General features: G+C 49.1%; 17 protein-coding genes. 9 read left to right on the forward strand and 8 right to left on the reverse strand.

Annotated elements, in window-relative coordinates:
• Nucleotides 1-11: 11 nt before the first annotated feature.
• From ACSV5M_RS06840 to ACSV5M_RS06850, 3 genes are read right to left on the reverse strand one after another with little or no spacing between them, the layout of a single operon-like run.
• Nucleotides 12-161, reverse strand: a complete 150-nt coding sequence (locus ACSV5M_RS06840; RefSeq protein ID WP_439174907.1) for a lmo0937 family membrane protein — start codon at nt 159-161, stop codon at nt 12-14.
• A 57-nt stretch (nt 162-218) separates the two neighbouring features.
• Nucleotides 219-1,016, reverse strand: a complete 798-nt coding sequence (locus ACSV5M_RS06845) for an OmpA family protein (RefSeq protein ID WP_439174908.1) — start codon at nt 1,014-1,016, stop codon at nt 219-221.
• A gap of 12 nt (nt 1,017-1,028) precedes the next feature.
• The gene (locus ACSV5M_RS06850) at nt 1,029-1,445 is read right to left on the reverse strand and encodes a DUF4398 domain-containing protein (RefSeq protein ID WP_439174909.1); all 417 of its coding nucleotides are present in this window, start codon (nt 1,443-1,445) and stop codon (nt 1,029-1,031) included.
• Nucleotides 1,446-2,015: 570 nt separating this feature from the next.
• On the opposite strand from ACSV5M_RS06850, the gene ACSV5M_RS06855 reads away from it, so the two are divergent.
• Genes ACSV5M_RS06855 through ACSV5M_RS06865 form a run of 3 tightly spaced genes read left to right on the forward strand, consistent with a single transcriptional unit; the run spans nt 2,016 to nt 3,201 of the window.
• Nucleotides 2,016-2,438, forward strand: coding sequence for a DUF883 family protein (locus ACSV5M_RS06855; RefSeq protein ID WP_439174911.1), 423 nt, complete (start codon nt 2,016-2,018; stop codon nt 2,436-2,438).
• A gap of 41 nt (nt 2,439-2,479) precedes the next feature.
• Nucleotides 2,480-2,845, forward strand: a complete 366-nt coding sequence (locus tag ACSV5M_RS06860; protein ID WP_439174912.1) for a phage holin family protein — start codon at nt 2,480-2,482, stop codon at nt 2,843-2,845.
• A complete protein-coding gene (locus tag ACSV5M_RS06865; RefSeq protein ID WP_439174913.1) occupies nt 2,842-3,201 on the forward strand; it encodes a hypothetical protein in 360 nt (119 codons plus the stop codon). The genes ACSV5M_RS06860 and ACSV5M_RS06865 overlap by 4 nt, the downstream gene beginning before the upstream one ends.
• A gap of 66 nt (nt 3,202-3,267) precedes the next feature.
• Here ACSV5M_RS06865 and ACSV5M_RS06870 read toward each other — a convergent pair whose 3' ends face one another.
• Nucleotides 3,268-3,417, reverse strand: a complete 150-nt coding sequence (locus ACSV5M_RS06870; RefSeq protein ID WP_439174914.1) for a DUF3096 domain-containing protein — start codon at nt 3,415-3,417, stop codon at nt 3,268-3,270.
• Between the two features lie 189 nt (nt 3,418-3,606).
• On the opposite strand from ACSV5M_RS06870, the gene ylqF reads away from it, so the two are divergent.
• A complete protein-coding gene (gene ylqF, locus ACSV5M_RS06875) occupies nt 3,607-4,545 on the forward strand; it encodes a ribosome biogenesis GTPase YlqF (protein WP_439174915.1) in 939 nt (312 codons plus the stop codon).
• Between the two features lie 112 nt (nt 4,546-4,657).
• Here the strand turns inward: ylqF and ACSV5M_RS06880 are convergent, their stop codons facing one another.
• The 4 genes from ACSV5M_RS06880 to ACSV5M_RS06895 form a co-directional block, all read right to left on the reverse strand.
• On the reverse strand, nt 4,658-4,960 hold the full coding sequence (locus ACSV5M_RS06880) for a hypothetical protein (protein WP_439174916.1): 303 nt from the start codon (nt 4,958-4,960) through the stop codon (nt 4,658-4,660).
• A gap of 52 nt (nt 4,961-5,012) precedes the next feature.
• Nucleotides 5,013-5,189: a DUF1328 domain-containing protein gene (locus ACSV5M_RS06885; RefSeq protein ID WP_087465979.1), complete on the reverse strand. Its 177-nt coding sequence runs from the start codon at nt 5,187-5,189 to the stop codon at nt 5,013-5,015.
• Between the two features lie 112 nt (nt 5,190-5,301).
• Nucleotides 5,302-5,898 (reverse strand): outer membrane beta-barrel protein, encoded by a 597-nt coding sequence (locus tag ACSV5M_RS06890; RefSeq protein WP_439174917.1) that lies wholly within the window; start codon nt 5,896-5,898, stop codon nt 5,302-5,304.
• 405 nt (nt 5,899-6,303) lie between these two features.
• Nucleotides 6,304-6,447: a hypothetical protein gene (locus ACSV5M_RS06895; RefSeq protein WP_439174918.1), complete on the reverse strand. Its 144-nt coding sequence runs from the start codon at nt 6,445-6,447 to the stop codon at nt 6,304-6,306.
• Between the two features lie 348 nt (nt 6,448-6,795).
• Here ACSV5M_RS06895 and ACSV5M_RS06900 point away from each other — a divergent pair, with 348 nt between their 5' ends.
• The 5 genes from ACSV5M_RS06900 to ACSV5M_RS06920 are packed head-to-tail and all read left to right on the forward strand — an operon-like array spanning nt 6,796 to nt 12,263.
• Nucleotides 6,796-8,136, forward strand: coding sequence for a sigma-54-dependent transcriptional regulator (locus ACSV5M_RS06900; protein ID WP_439174919.1), 1,341 nt, complete (start codon nt 6,796-6,798; stop codon nt 8,134-8,136).
• Nucleotides 8,133-8,336 (forward strand): histidine kinase dimerization/phospho-acceptor domain-containing protein, encoded by a 204-nt coding sequence (locus ACSV5M_RS06905; RefSeq protein ID WP_439174920.1) that lies wholly within the window; start codon nt 8,133-8,135, stop codon nt 8,334-8,336. The genes ACSV5M_RS06900 and ACSV5M_RS06905 overlap by 4 nt, the downstream gene beginning before the upstream one ends.
• 15 nt (nt 8,337-8,351) lie before the next feature.
• Nucleotides 8,352-9,833: a sensor histidine kinase gene (locus ACSV5M_RS06910; protein WP_439174922.1), complete on the forward strand. Its 1,482-nt coding sequence runs from the start codon at nt 8,352-8,354 to the stop codon at nt 9,831-9,833.
• Nucleotides 9,820-10,266 carry a response regulator gene (locus ACSV5M_RS06915; RefSeq protein WP_439174924.1) on the forward strand — a complete coding sequence of 149 codons (447 nt, stop codon included), beginning with the start codon at nt 9,820-9,822 and terminating at the stop codon, nt 10,264-10,266. Before ACSV5M_RS06910 ends, ACSV5M_RS06915 begins: the two co-directional genes overlap by 14 nt.
• A gap of 26 nt (nt 10,267-10,292) precedes the next feature.
• Nucleotides 10,293-12,263 (forward strand): response regulator, encoded by a 1,971-nt coding sequence (locus tag ACSV5M_RS06920; RefSeq protein WP_439174927.1) that lies wholly within the window; start codon nt 10,293-10,295, stop codon nt 12,261-12,263.
• Nucleotides 12,264-12,332 lie beyond the last annotated feature (69 nt).

The raw sequence follows: 12,332 nt of genomic DNA on the forward strand, positions 1-12,332 counted from the left end.
CGCGCGACATCTTACACTGGCGGTCGGCCATTAATAATGCGGATCAGAATTGCGATGATAGCCAACACCAGCAGGATATGAATAAAACCACCTAATACAGTTGACGTCACCAAGCCGAGCAACCACAACACAATAAGAACAACTGCAATCGTATATAACATCTTTGGATCTCCTTTCATTGCCTGGACGGCGCCAACGACACCGCCCGGGACGCGGGTTTATGGATTTTCGATGATGACTTCCACGCGACGGTTTTGCTGGCGTCCCGCAGCAGATTCATTGTTTGCTACGGGAAAGGCTTCACCCTTACCCACCGCAGTAATGCGACCCGCATCAACCCCCTGAGACGTCAGATAACGTTTTACAGATTCCGCACGTTCTTGCGATAACTGTTGATTGTAATCTTCAGCCCCGGTGCTGTCGGTATGCCCTTCTATGATGATTTTCCGCTCCGGAGTTTCATTTAATGTACGGGCAAGTCGATCAAAACTGGCGCGCGCACCGGCTTTCAATTCAGCTTTATTGGTCGCAAATAAGGCATCACCACCCAAGGTGTAAATAGTGCCGCGCTCTGTCTGCTGTTGCTTGACGTCTTTCAGCTCACGCTCTAGCCGCTCGGCACGCATCTTAGCCTCGCGGGCTTCACGTGTCCGCGCATCCAGCTGCACTTGCTTGCGTTGCTCACCCAATTTTTCCAGACGATCTTCTTCATAACGGGCGGAAGCCAATGCACGCGCCATCTTCACTTTGTTGTCCGCAAGATAAACCAAATGGTCTGTCACCGCCTGGCTTTTTTGTGGCTTTTCCGCAGCCTGAACCGCCCGCTCAGCATCCTGGATAGCGGTCTGCGCCAGGTTAGCCAACTGTGGATCAGATTGAAGACTGATCAAGTCTTCACGTACCTGTTTTACACCTGGATCTTCTTTAGGCGTTGATTGACAGGCTGTTAAAATAACGCCGGCAAAAACCAATGCCAGTACAGCTGATTTACGCATTGTCGTTTGATAGATAGTCATGCTTGCGTCCCCCTATTGATCGCGCTGGATTTCTTGCTGCAACATGTCGATAGTGCCTTGCATTTCCTTATTCACATTTTTGGCACGTTGCTCCTGCGCCTTCGCGGTGGCCAACTCTGCATCGCTGATAGATTGCTCAGCCATCATGCGTGCGCGCACTGCAGCGTCGCGATCCTTTTCAGTCGCAGCCTCCTGCATCAGGTTGCGCGCCTTGACCAATTTTTCTCGGGCCGCACGCAAGTCAGTAGAAGCATAATCCGCAACACGGGCCTCTTCTGCCCGGTTAATCGCCGATTCTGCACGCTCTATCTCGGCAGTCGGTAATTGAGGCGCGGATGCACAGGCTGAAATGCCCAGCACCATGGCGACAACAGGCACAAGAAAAAATCCCGATAATTTTCCGCGCTCATTTTTAGTGGAGATGTGCATAAGTTTTTCCTTCCTTTTGTCTTGATTCAACGAATGATTATCATGAACACATTTTTTGATTCTCTCCTTCGTTACACGTTCATCATTTGTTTGCCGCAGCCTCGGGATTTGTGTGCTAACCAACAGAGAGTTTTACTTTGTATTTATAAAGCTAAAAACTTGAGCAACAATAAACTTTCCTGCAAAACCGAGTCTAACGAACCATACAGTAAGGCTTTTTTTATAAAAGGAAAAATTGCGACCTCGACGACTAACCGTGGAAGCTAAATTTTACTTGTGCGGCATTGATTTCAGCAGCATCGCCCACATAATTAATGTCAGTGATCTATTCAGACGGCATTCTTAAATAAACACGACCTGGTTATGAATATCAGTGATAAACGAACGCATGTTCATAGCTGATTTGCTGGCTGAAAAGATGACGAGAATGAATAGGCGCCACGAGTCTGCTAATGCACCGTTTATGATGCGTTAATCTATCGGCGCCAGGATGTTTTTTGATTCATCGCAACAACATCGCAATAACGTTGTTTTTATACTTTGTTTAACTCACTAAAAAGGATGGCCGCTATGACTATTTCAGATACTACAACCACCTCCCCTACCGGCAATGGCGCTGCACGCTCCGCGGAAAAACTGGCCGAACGTTCCAAGACTTCTGCCAATAACCTGGTCGATGCTGCCATGAGCGCGGGCGATGAACTGGGCTCGGCAGCAAGAACCGAGTTCAACAATATCATGGCTGACCTCCAGGAATTGGTAGCCCGTGCGGGTAAATTGTCGGGTCAGGAGCTGACCGCTATTCGTCAGCAAATGTCTGAGAAATTGACCGTCGCAAAAGAAAAGCTGCATCATTTATCAGAAGACGCCTCAGTGGCTGCGCACAAAGGTGTTGATAACACCGAGAAGCTGATTAAAGACCATCCCTTCCAATCTGTCGGTATTGCAGCATTGGCTGGTTTGGTGCTGGGCGCATTGATCAGCCGCCGTTGATGCTTAGCCTTTTCCACTTTTTACCCTTATGGGATAGAACAATGATTACAGGACTTCGCAATCTCAAAGCTAACGCCGCTATGCTGCTGGACCGCGTTGAGCTTTACAGTAAGTTGGTGGCAGCCGAAACAAAGATCGAGACGTCGCTAATCATTCGTCGTCTCATATGGGTAGGAGTGGGAGCGGTATTTGCTCTGTTCGCGTTAGCCATGGCCCACGTGGCGATATTGGCCTCTTTTTGGCATACCGAGTTTCAGGCGTGGGCCGTAGCCGGTGTCTTATTTGTTGATGTAGTGATCGCCGGGTTAGCCATTTATATGGCGAGCCGCCCCGCCAAACAGGAAGCCTTTGCTGTTACCAAGCATCACCTGGCTGAAGATATAAAGTTTCTCAAGGAATCCTTATGACCCATATCAAAGATCAGGAACATTTGCGCGATACTATCGGCAGTGTCCTGGAGATTTCCCGTACATCCTGGAAATTAAAACATGATCAGGAAGCTTATGAGAAAGAAGTCACTGAAGGTGATTTCCCGCGTAGCATACTGCTGAAAACCCTTACCAGACATCCGTTGGCATCCGCCGCTACTGTGGCCGCCTTATGGTATGTGGGGCCAGCGAGGTTTGGGGCTATGGCATTCGCCGGTGCGAGCCTGTTTATGCGTCACCGCATGTCTATCTTGCCGCTGGCAGAACAATTGATGACATCCAATATGTTCAAGCCCCGCAAAAAACCTACTCCTTCCCCATCGACCCCGGAGTAATTCATTCCCCCATCAAACCCGTGCAGGCATCGCATCCAATCATCGCGTACCTGCACGAGTTCACTGCTATAACAGATTCAAATCGCCAAGAATACCGATAAGGCCGATGACGATCAGATAGACAGCAACAATATAGTTCAGCAATTTGGGCATCAAAAGAATCAGAATGCCGGCGATCAGGGAAATCAAGGGAGCAAGGGTCAAGGTAGTATCCATGGTTATTGCCTCTTTTGTTCGTTAGATGTCCACAACATGTTCAGCTTATCCGCTCCGCCTGCCGTTATCCGTCTGGCAGCTAACATTCTTTTTGCCATCGTATCTGCCCAAGGCTTGCATGGTGTCCATCGTAAATACTGTTAAAATGCGCCTCCTATACCGCAACAGAAACCTCAACAGAGCATACGCATGTCAATTATTAACTGGTTTCCCGGCCATATGCATAAAGCCCGCAAGGATATTGCGGAAGTTATGCCCCTGGTGGATGTGATCATCGAGGTACTGGATGCTCGCATTCCCTTCTCCAGCGAAAATCCCCTGGTACCAGAACTACGCGGCGACACGCCCTGCATTAAATTGCTCAATAAAGCTGACCTGGCCGACCCGGACATCACTGATCGCTGGGTCGCACAGATGGAACAGGAACGCGGTATTCGAGCACTGCCGGTAACACAGGAAGCCCCCGACAAAATTCGCCAATTGTTAACGCTATGCGAAACGCTTTTACCCCACCGTAATCTGGAAATCCGTGGCGTGCGGGCGATGATTATGGGCGTTCCTAACGTTGGTAAGTCCACCATCATCAATACCCTGGCCGGACGTATCATTGCCAAAACCGGCAATGAAGCCGGCGTTACCAAAGCCCAGCAGCAAATCAAACTGCCTAGCAATATGTTGTTGACCGATACCCCCGGGTTCTTGTGGCCTAAACTTAGTCCGCCCTCGTGTGGATATCGCCTGGCTGTAACCGGGGCGATTAAAGATACCGTCTTTGATTATGCCGATATCGCGTTATTTGCTGCTGACTATTTGTTGAAAGCCTACCCATCGGCATTGCAAGACCGTTACAACCTGGAAAGCCTGCCTGAAACAGACATCGAGCTACTCGAAGCCATCGGCATTAAACGCGGTTGTATTCGCAAAGGTGGTGGCGTTGAGTTACAAAAAGTGTCGGCGTTATTGATCAACGAATTGCGTGCAGGGCTTTTAGGACCCGTTAGCCTGGAAACTCCGGAAATGACCACCGCTGAAGAGGAAGCAGCAAAAATTGACGAGGCCCTTAAAGCCAAAGCAAAAGAAGAGCAGGAAAAAATAAGGCGTCAAAAAGCGAGAAAGAGGTATCGGTAAGGGAAAAGGGATAGGAAAGTTTGCAGGCAAGTAAAGCCCGTGTGTGATTAGACGGGCTTTTACTTTATTCCAGTTCCTCTCCTTGGCTACTCCTGATTAGACCGACACCAGGTCAATCCCGATCCTTTCCACTGCGAAAGAAGGCGGCGGCTAAAGCACCAACAGCAAAAGCGATACCAGCGACTAACAGCGGATTTTTTCGGCTGGTAACTTTTATGTACTGCATGGACTTTTTGGCCTGGACGCGCGCCTTTTCCTGAGACTCGGACAAACGATGGGCCGTTTCCGCTGCAACATGACGTAACTTTTCTTCCGTACCAGCAAGCTTCGAGGCGATAACACCAACAGCTTCATGGGCCGCGCCACTGGCTTTTTTCACGGTAGGATCATTTTCAATCTGCGCTAGCTTGGACATAAATACCTCCAATGCATTGTTGATAATATTGAGTCACTATTTACGTTTCATATCACCGATGACCAGGCCGTTTAGACAGCAAACCCATAATGATAGAAACCAGCAACATAACCAGAAAAATAAAGAACAGAATTTTTGCAATGCCCGCCATACTTGCTGCAATTCCGCCAAAACCGAACAAGGCGGCGACAATAGCAAGGATGAAAAATATTACACTCCAACCTAACATGATGTCATTCCTCTTCTAGATGTCTCATTGTCAAGAGCACGCTTCCCTGTGCTCTATGCCAATGTAATGTGTTAGCCTTTTAAAATCCCTTAGTAAGTTCCCTAACAATCCTTTAAAACGTAAATTGTAAATTAATACTTGCAAAGTCCACATCCATGTCGATATCTTCCGGCTGCAACACGTCAATTTCATTCCGTGAGATTTCGAAGTTAAAGCGCTCATACTCAATCTTTAAATCGAGATTTTCGGCCAGACGGATCTTGGTACCCACGCCCCAGAAGGTTTCATCTCCGTCGTAGTCATCGGCCACATCAATTGGACCGAGTTCAAGACGCGCATCACCGTCCCACCACATTTGACCGCCTTTGGCATACACGGAAAATGTCTGGCTAATGGGCGCCTCCAGAATTAACCCAAGGGTTACACCTTTGGGGTCGAAACTCAGCTGGTCGTTGCCCGCCTCATCGAAATCGATGTACGCACCTTCCAAGCCGATAAACTCGTTAAACTTGACGATAGCAAAGGCTTTCTTTGCCGCTTCGTCTTCATCAAAATCGCCATCCTTAAGCTTCGTCATACCATAACCAGCACCGATGGAAAATTCCGGATTGAACCGCCATCCATCGTCAGTTTCATAACTGGAAGTTTGCGCGACGGCAAGTGATGAACACAGAGCCAGGGACAACAGAGCTGAAGTTTTGTAAATCATGTGGATTCTCCTTTATCTATAAATTTCAAAATAGGTAAGAGCAAGGCCTGTGCCAACAACCAACCATTAAGGAAAATAAGCGTAATTCTTATTAATAATGAACAAAGCGATGAAAAAACAAGCAAAGCAGAAGAAATGTTTTACACGTAATTGAAATATTTCTTACAAAGTTTGGTAGCTTTTACAGCATCTTTTTAGCTAGGAGCTTTTAATAGTTAGCTAGAAGCTTTTAATAGAAAGTCTGGTAATTAACATCCTGGCAAGGCAAAGGTTGACATGGAGACGACGACGCCTACTTTTCTTACTCCAAAAAAAATCCGGCCAAGAGTGTTCTCTTGGCCGGACTTATCAAGCAACGATTCAGATGTTGCTTCTGATTAGATCTCGCTTTTGTGCGCCTGGCTATTAGGTCGCATCATCAACTTCGTCCTGGACTTCTTCCACGGCTTCATCAATATTTTCCCCGGCTTTTTCTGCAGGACCTTTATCGCAGCCAATTAAAAAACCTGCCAGCGACATTGCCATAATAAATTTCACAAACGTGTTCATTGAAATCTCCTGTTCATAATATAAGTCGTTTTTAACGCGCTTAACTGTTTCCCGAAAATCGCAAAAGGGATGGCGTCGATATTATGAGTAGCAAGCCATATGCCAGCCTTGGAATTTCGGCGATAATACCCATTATTCCGAGGTCCGTGGCACAGCCTGCCAAAGCCGAAAGCAAGCAGGACACTTTTTCTTGGAAATATTGCCAATCAAGGATGTCATTTTTACAAAACTGACGTTTTTTTAGCCAAACCCTAGTATTCTGTGATATACGCATTCTCCAGCGCCTAGTCACTCCAGATCTTAATTGTTATAGTCAATAGCCTAATCATCTGTAATAAGGGAAACCCTGTGGCATTAATTTTATTGGTAGATGATGATAAAAACTTCACCCAGGCGACCGGTGAGCTGCTCAATATTATGGGCCATGAGGTCACCATAGCCGACAACCTGGCCGAGGCCGGCGCAGCGCTGTCCAAACAACGTTTCGATATCCTGCTGCTCGACCTGATGCTGCCCGACGGCAGCGGTTTTCAGGTGCTTGAAAATATCCCCGAAAGCCAACGTCCTGCGCACATTACCATTATCACGGGTAACTCGGCGGTCAAATCCCTGGTCAAAAAAGTGATGGGGCCCAATATCAGCTATCTGATCAAGCCCATCGACCTGGAACAATTGCAAGCGCTTATCGGACGCATCGAAAAGAAAAACACGCCGGGCAGCAGTCAGGTAGAAAAACATTTCAATGTACTGATCGGCGAATCACCGACCATGCATAAGCTGTATCAGATGATCAAACGAGTCGCCGCCACCAAAGCAAACGTTTTACTGCAAGGCGAAAGTGGCGTCGGTAAGGAATTGGTTGCAAACGCCATTCATCATGCATCGGGCTGTGAAGGTGCCTTTGTGGCATGGAATTGTGGCGCCGCCTCACGCGAACTGATCGGCAGTGAATTATTCGGACATGAAAAAGGTGCCTTCACCGGCGCTATCGCGCGCAAGCAAGGTTTATTTGAGCAGGCTGACGGTGGAACCTTGTTCCTTGATGAAATCACTGAAATGCCTATTGATATGCAACCCAACCTGCTGCGCGTTTTGGAAACTCAAAGAGTGACACGTTTGGGCGGCGCTCAGGAAATTGCTGTTAATTGTCGCGTGATATCGGCCACCAATCGAACAACCGAGCAACTGGCAGAAGAGGAATGTTTACGTGAAGACATTTATTTTCGTCTTGCGGTATTCCCTATTGCCATTCCTCCCTTGCGCGAACGGACGGGCGATATCGAACTGCTCGCCAAATCGTTTCTTCACGAACTGAATTTGCAGAACGACTGCAACCTGTCACTGAGTCAGGAGTCCCTGCACCGCTTAACTCAATATGATTGGCCGGGCAACGTGCGCGAACTGCGTCATGCGATCCATCGAGCCTTTATCATGAGCGACCCCGAGAGCAGCGAGCTCATCCTGCCGACTGAACTGGCTTCTCCTTTTGCGCGCGAACGTAAGAAAACCCAGGGACTGATCCCGGGCAAAACCATTGAAGAAGTGGAACGCGAATTGATTACCCTGACTCTTGAACAGGTCGATGGCGACAAGCCCAGGGCAGCGGAGATGCTCGGCGTCAGCCTTAAAACGCTTTACAACCGTTTGAATAACTATGAAAAGCAACTGCAGGACGAGGTTGAACGATGAACATTCCCCAAGACCAGCTTGCACACGTAGCCCATCAACTGCGTAATCCACTCAACACAATATCTGTCAATGCCGAACTCGCGCGCTTGCAGCTTCAAAAACAGCAGGATCCTAATGACATCCTGATGAGTCTTGAACGTATCCTGCAAGAGTGTAAACGTTGCGCTGCACTGCTGAATGAGTTGAGCCCGCCGACCTAGAGATCAGGTAATTGAATGACGCTTTTTTCTTCGCGCATAATTTTTCCAAGTTACAGTTGGCTTGCCAGTTTTTGTCTGATGCTGGCGCTGCTGTTAACCAATGGTGTGATTTCCTATCACGCCATACTCACGCTCATTACCAACGAAGATAAAGTCCATAAAACCCTCAATACGCTTAATATCATCAAGGATACCTTTTCTGCGATTCAGGATGCCGAAACCGGCGAGCGCGGCTTTTTAATCTCCGGGGAAGATTCCTACCTCGAGCCTTATGATATTGCCACCAAGAAAATTAATGTTCACCTGAACCAATTGCTGGAACTGGAAGCGAACCTGGCTACGCAACGCCCGCGTATCTTTACCCTGATTCAATTGACGCAAGCCAAGTTGCAAGAAATGGAGAAAACAATCCAGTTGCGCAAACAGCATAAAGAAGGCGCGGCGTTGAAGCTGTTTCTAACGGATGAGGGTAATTCACTGATGCGCCAAATCCGTTCGCTGGTCAGCGAATTACAACAAACCGCCTACGATCGGCTTAAACAGCAACGGGCGGAAGCTAACCAGGTTCAGCAGCAGGTGATCATCACCCAGATATTTGCCACTGTGCTCGGGCTCGTCCTCGCCGGCATTATTTTTGTGCTGGTCGGCAGAGCGTTGAAAAAGCAGCGGGAAGATGCAGAGAAACTTGAAGCTTTGGTGGCGGATCGCACCCTGGCACTGGAGCGTTATGCTGTTGAACTGCAACGCAGTAACCGTGAATTGCAGGATTTTGCTTTTGTAGCCTCCCACGATTTGCAGGAGCCGCTGCGCAAGATTCGTTCTTTTGGCGACCGCCTGGAACAAAAATACGCAGCGCAACTGGGTGACGGGGCAGACTACATTCGCCGCATGCAAGTCGCTGCGGCGCGCATGTCCCGCCTGATCGAAGATTTACTGACGTTTTCCAGGATCTCCAGCCAGGCCAGGAAATTTGAACAGGTTTCCTTGCAGGAAATTCTCGAAGACGTACTGGAAGACCTATACGTCACCATTGAGGCCAGAGGCGCACAAGTGAATGCCGATCCCCTGCCAACTATCGAGGCAGATCCAACACAAATGCGCCAATTGCTACAAAACCTGGTAGGTAATGCGATAAAATTTGTTCCCGCTGACAGAACCCCGGTCATTAATATTCTGACGCGGATTATATTACCCGAGGAAAACGCCACCGATGCCGGCTGGTTTGAGATGCAGGTTATTGATAATGGCATCGGCTTTGATGAAAAATTCATTGATCGTATCTTTACGCCTTTTCAACGGTTGCATGGAAAAGATGAATACCCAGGCACCGGAATAGGCTTATCAATTTGTCGCCGTATTGTTGAACATCATCACGGCAGGATTCAGGCCAGCAGCATCCCCGGCAAAAGTGCAACCTTCATCGTCAGGCTTCCACTACGGCAAGAGAGTGCAGCACAACTTTATACCAGTACAGGAACACATCATGCTCTCAGGTAATAAACCATTTGTCGTTTTAATGGCTGATGACGATGAGGATGATCGCCTGCTCGCACACGAAGCGCTGCTGGAAAGCAAAGAAACCTACGATATGCATTTTGTTAAGGATGGCGTTGAGTTGATGGAGTATCTGCGCGGCGAAGGCAGCTATAAAGAACAGCCCGCCCCCAAACCCGGCTTGATCTTGCTGGATTTGAATATGCCGCGCAAAGACGGCCGGGAAGTATTGGCAGAATTAAAAGCAGATCCGGATCTATTGAAAATTCCTGTCGTTATATTAACAACGTCAAATTCACAGGAAGATCTGCAATACAGTCATGATTTGGGTGCTGCGTTTTACCAGACCAAGCCTGTCACCTTTTGCGCCATGGTGGAATTTATGAAGAAACTTACCGCCTATTGCAACGCACAGGTATTTAATCCCATTTACTGAAATCGCAGAGCGCGTTGGTATTGTCAATGAGTCAGGGTCTTATCACACAAGGTATGAAGTTGTTACTCGTGGAGGATGACGAAGACGATTACGTCCTGACGCAAGGCTTATTGGAAGATATCATCGCGGGAGAATATTCCCTCACCTGGGCGTCAACCCCCCAGGAAGCACGTAAACATTTCGCGCGCAATAATCACGACCTGTGCATGATGGATTACCGCCTCGGCTCCGAGGATGGACTATCGCTCCTGCGGGAAGCGCCGAAACTCGGCTTCAAAGGCCCCATCATCATGCTGACGGGGCAAGACAATAAACAGCTCGACCAGGAAGCACTGAACGCCGGCGCCGAAGACTATCTGGTCAAATCCCAATTAAATGCCCAAGGGTTGGCGCGCGCCATCCGCTATGCCCTCACCCGCCGTGAGATGGAAGCAGAGCGGGTCGAACGCTTGCGCGCCGAAACCGAAAACCGTTCAAAAAGCGAGTTCCTCGCGCACCTGAGCCACGAATTACGCACGCCGCTGACGGCTATTCTGGGTTACACCGATTTGCTGTTAGCCGCAGATGAGGCGCCGGATAAAAATCACCTGCAAATTATCAAGCGCAACGGCCGCCATCTTTTAAGCTTACTGAACGACGTGCTGGATTTATCCAAGATTGAAGCCGGCAAACTGGAGATTGAGCAACTTGACGTCCACCTGCACAGTTTTGTGAATGAAATCTGCTCGCTTATCTCTGTGAACGCCCAGGATAAAAATCTGCGCTTGAATGTGTTGGCTAAAACCGCCTTGCCGGTGAAGATCAAGACGGACCCAACGCGGTTGCGCCAGATCCTGCTTAATCTGTTGGGCAATGCCATCAAATTTACCGAGGAAGGCGAAGTTTCCTTACATATTGCTGAAACCCAGGTGCGCAACAAAACCTATTTGCGCTTTTCAATTCGGGATACCGGTGTCGGCATCTCCAAAAATGATATTGAGCGCTTGTTCAAACCCTTCACCCAGGTCACCAATACCCTCAGCAGCCGCCAACAAGGGACTGGCCTCGGGCTGGCTATCAGCCGGCAACTGGCCCAATGCCTGGGTGGGAATATCAGTGTGAAAAGCCAACCCGGTGTCGGCAGCGTGTTTACGCTCTATATCAACCCGGGGAACCTGGAGGGTATCGAGCGCCGGCCGCTGGATTCCCGCAGCACCCTGGATGTCACCACCATCTCCAAAGCCTTCAGTTTTAAAGGGCATGTTCTGGTCACCGATGACTTGCCGGATATCCGGATGTTGCTGGGCCACCTCATCACCAGCTTCGGTGGTCGGGTAACTTACGCCAGTGACGGCCAGGAAGCCATTGACCTCGTGCAGCGAAAAGCGGCTGACGGTGACAGCTTTGATCTATTAATCATGGACTCCCAGATGCCGGTGCTGGATGGTCTATCCGCCACCCGTTTACTGCGTGACCAGGGGTATCAAAAACCAATCCTGGCGCTTACCGCCGCCAGCCTTCGGGGCGAGCGGGAGCGATGCCTGGCCGCTGGCTGCGATGATTATCTGAGCAAACCCATTGACGCAGCCACTCTGTTAACCCGGATTCAGAAACTGCTGCAACAGAATCCACAACAGCCCCCCAAGCCAGAACCTAACAAACAGATCTTACTGGTCGAGGACAATCAGGATGCCCGCGAAGCCACAGCCATGTTGCTTCAACACCTGGGCTGGCAAGTGCTTGCTGTGCAAACCGGTGCCGAAGCCCTGGAGGTGTTCCGCTCGTTGCAACCCATCGCCGTCCTGCTGGACATCAACCTGCCGGATATGGATGGTTATAGCCTGGCGGCACGGCTGCGTGAAGCAGGCTTAAAAGATGCTCAACTCATTGCATTGAGCGGCAATCAACCGGACAAGCAACGCGCTGATCAAGCGGGCTTTGATGCACATCTGGTCAAGCCGCTGGATCTTTCCGCGCTCAACACCGCATTGGAGCGTGCTACTCAACCGGCGATTTAATCTATGCCTTAACCATTTAGAACATTAACTGGGGCGAGAACAACGGCTGGGAATAAAGGGAATAATTCG

Origin of the sequence: Cellvibrio sp. ARAG 10.3 (assembly GCF_051846955.1) — a bacterium.
GTDB lineage: Bacteria > Pseudomonadota > Gammaproteobacteria > Pseudomonadales > Cellvibrionaceae > Cellvibrio.

Coding starts and splice junctions, on each gene's coding strand:
- ACSV5M_RS06905 (WP_439174920.1), top strand. CDS start 8,133: ATGAACATTCCCCAAGACCAGCTTGCACACGTAGCCCATCAACTGCGT.
- ACSV5M_RS06920 (WP_439174927.1), top strand. CDS start 10,293: ATGAGTCAGGGTCTTATCACACAAGGTATGAAGTTGTTACTCGTGGAG.
- ACSV5M_RS06860 (WP_439174912.1), top strand. CDS start 2,480: ATGATTACAGGACTTCGCAATCTCAAAGCTAACGCCGCTATGCTGCTG.
- ACSV5M_RS06865 (WP_439174913.1), top strand. CDS start 2,842: ATGACCCATATCAAAGATCAGGAACATTTGCGCGATACTATCGGCAGT.
- ACSV5M_RS06915 (WP_439174924.1), top strand. CDS start 9,820: ATGCTCTCAGGTAATAAACCATTTGTCGTTTTAATGGCTGATGACGAT.
- ACSV5M_RS06880 (WP_439174916.1), bottom strand. CDS start 4,960: ATGTCCAAGCTAGCGCAGATTGAAAATGATCCTACCGTGAAAAAAGCC.
- ACSV5M_RS06845 (WP_439174908.1), bottom strand. CDS start 1,016: ATGACTATCTATCAAACGACAATGCGTAAATCAGCTGTACTGGCATTG.
- ACSV5M_RS06885 (WP_087465979.1), bottom strand. CDS start 5,189: ATGTTAGGTTGGAGTGTAATATTTTTCATCCTTGCTATTGTCGCCGCC.
- ACSV5M_RS06895 (WP_439174918.1), bottom strand. CDS start 6,447: ATGAACACGTTTGTGAAATTTATTATGGCAATGTCGCTGGCAGGTTTT.
- ylqF (WP_439174915.1), top strand. CDS start 3,607: ATGTCAATTATTAACTGGTTTCCCGGCCATATGCATAAAGCCCGCAAG.
- ACSV5M_RS06855 (WP_439174911.1), top strand. CDS start 2,016: ATGACTATTTCAGATACTACAACCACCTCCCCTACCGGCAATGGCGCT.
- ACSV5M_RS06890 (WP_439174917.1), bottom strand. CDS start 5,898: ATGATTTACAAAACTTCAGCTCTGTTGTCCCTGGCTCTGTGTTCATCA.
- ACSV5M_RS06850 (WP_439174909.1), bottom strand. CDS start 1,445: ATGCACATCTCCACTAAAAATGAGCGCGGAAAATTATCGGGATTTTTT.
- ACSV5M_RS06870 (WP_439174914.1), bottom strand. CDS start 3,417: ATGGATACTACCTTGACCCTTGCTCCCTTGATTTCCCTGATCGCCGGC.
- ACSV5M_RS06840 (WP_439174907.1), bottom strand. CDS start 161: ATGTTATATACGATTGCAGTTGTTCTTATTGTGTTGTGGTTGCTCGGC.
- ACSV5M_RS06910 (WP_439174922.1), top strand. CDS start 8,352: ATGACGCTTTTTTCTTCGCGCATAATTTTTCCAAGTTACAGTTGGCTT.